A 2,113-nucleotide genomic window follows, 5' to 3' on the forward strand; every position below is an offset into this window, starting at 1 on the left:
GCACGGTTTTGAAGACCAGCGGAGTGGGTGACTGCTCCGCTGAGTTTAACCTGATTGCTACGAGAACGTCATTACGCACTTTTCGGTCTTCCAAGCTGCTGTGAAAGTCGTTGGGATTTCAGTCCGACCTCGATCGCTTCAATCAAGCGGGTCATCCCCGTCGTTGTAATGTAAATGGGTTTCTTCTCTCCCTTATTTTGCAGAACATGCTGCGTGATCGTATGCGAACTGTAGCCCGTCATCACAATTACCAGGTCGGCGCTCTGAACTTGCGTTTCAGTCTGTTCCCAGATGGCTGACCCTGATTGAGCGGTTGCCCAGATTAACTCAACGCTGGACGAGCGTAGACGAGTGCGAACGGCTGTCTCCAAGCGATCGTGTCCTCCAATAATCACAACCTTCCCACTGAGACCTTTATAGCTAATGGTCTGTCCTGTCGGTTTCTCTCGTTTCGATGTAAATTCTGTCCGCTGAACATAATTCGCATTCTGCCGATTTTTGTGAGCAATTTCGGCGATGAAGTTCACCGTACTTTCGTAGCTATCCCGCACTTTCGCGGTCGGGTTGTTGGAGTCGCTGTTCTTGCGATCGTAGCGATTAATCTGCTTAATTAAGCGATCCACGACTTCTTCTAATGCCCCTATTTGTTTAAGATCTTCGAGATGCCCTTTCACGGCAATCATCAAGTCAGTCGCATCGTAGAAATCGCCTTGTTCCTCAATCAACTCCAACAGATCTTGCTTAAGCTGTACTCGCCATTTTCTCAATTCTGCGGCTTCTTGCTTGGCTAAATTTTTTTCTTCTTCTCTCAACAGCGCTTCGTCAATTTCAATCTCTGCCAGGGATTCTGCCTGTTCTATTTGTTCTTTTAGGAGATCTCTTTGCTGTTCGAGTTGCTTAACTGTGAGACGATTGCCGACTTCTTTTTGAGCAAACTGGCTCATTAAATCTTCAACCTGTTTCACTAATGGCTCAAGCTTTTGTCGAATGTCTTTCGCTATTTCAGCAATTTGAGTTTGACGTTGCTGCTGTTCCTCTAGCTCCTTTAGTTCTTTGACTCCATTGTTCAGGAGTGCTTGTGTTGCCGCTTCCAGTTCTTGAATGAAGTTCATGGTTTAATTTCTACTCCGTTACCTTACTTTTGCTTAAGATTCCCTATCCTATCGGGGTCGATCTGAGATACGTGTAAAACAGTACCACGAGACCTTAAAAGCCCATCTCTCCCGACCTTTTCAACCATCTGGAAACTGCCAACAAGCAATACTTTCCACGTTCTTACTGCCACAAACACAAGCTTCAGGTTTGGACGCAACCCATTCCCGCTCACACTCCCGACAGTGACAGAAGATGTTGTGTCGATTCGCCTCCTCAAGACTCTGCCGCCATTCATACAGTTCTGTAGGCGTGAGATGAGGCTGACTGTTTGACATTGAACGACTCCCCGCTAAAATAACGCCAACTGTACCAGCGATTCGCTTCTCGTCAACGATCGCTCCTCACCTCCTAAATTAGACAGCGAGATCCCCAACAGTCTCACACTTCGCCCCTCTAGCTCAACCGCTTCAAACAACTCCTGCGCTAGAGAAACAATTGTCGCCACCTCACAGATCGCCCTCATCACCGTCCGGCTGCGCGTAATCTGCTGGTAGTTGGCAAACTTCACCTTCAGCGTGATCGTCCGTCCTCCCGTCTGATGTCGCTCTAGGCGTTGATAGACCGTCTCTGCAATCGTTTCGAGTTCATGCAGCATCACTGCTCTGTCGCTCAAGTCCTGGGCATAGGAAGTCTCAGCACCTACAGATTTACGAACTCGATTTGCCTCAACCTGTCGATCGTCCTGTGCCCTGGCAATCTTGAAATAGTAGTGTCCAACCTTGCCAAACTGCTGCACCAATTCAGATTCAGACCGCTCTTTTAAGTCGGCTCCCGTGTGAATGTTCAATTCGTGCATCCTGGCGGCGCTGACCTTCCCAATACCGTGAAACTTCTCGATCGGGAGTGCTTCAACAAACGACTCTGCTTGCTCAGGCAGGATCACCGTCAGTCCATTGGGCTTATTCATCCCAGATGCCATCTTTGCTAAAAACTTGTTGCAGGACACACCCGCAGAAGC

Annotated in this window: 3 protein-coding genes; all 3 read right to left on the minus strand. The window is 48.4% G+C overall.

Annotated features, from left to right (window positions below; translation table 11 throughout):
* Window positions 1–71: 71 nt before the first annotated feature.
* Window positions 72–1,112: a DUF2325 domain-containing protein gene (locus tag ACJ2PR_RS35690; protein WP_446880610.1), complete on the minus strand. Its 1,041-nt coding sequence runs from the start codon at window positions 1,110–1,112 to the stop codon at window positions 72–74.
* 120 nt (window positions 1,113–1,232) lie between these two features.
* Window positions 1,233–1,430, minus strand: coding sequence for a hypothetical protein (locus ACJ2PR_RS35695; protein ID WP_446880611.1), 198 nt, complete (start codon window positions 1,428–1,430; stop codon window positions 1,233–1,235).
* A gap of 14 nt (window positions 1,431–1,444) precedes the next feature.
* Window positions 1,445–2,113: DinB/UmuC family translesion DNA polymerase (locus tag ACJ2PR_RS35700; protein WP_446880612.1), on the minus strand; the 669-nt coding region annotated here is incomplete at its 5' end.

This window comes from Phormidesmis sp. 146-33 (genome assembly GCF_052939515.1).

What these genes read in the sequence shown, in the direction of transcription:
- ACJ2PR_RS35695 (WP_446880611.1), bottom strand. Translation starts at nt 1,430, where the DNA reads ATGTCAAACAGTCAGCCTCATCTCACGCCTACAGAACTGTATGAATGG.
- ACJ2PR_RS35690 (WP_446880610.1), bottom strand. Translation starts at nt 1,112, where the DNA reads ATGAACTTCATTCAAGAACTGGAAGCGGCAACACAAGCACTCCTGAAC.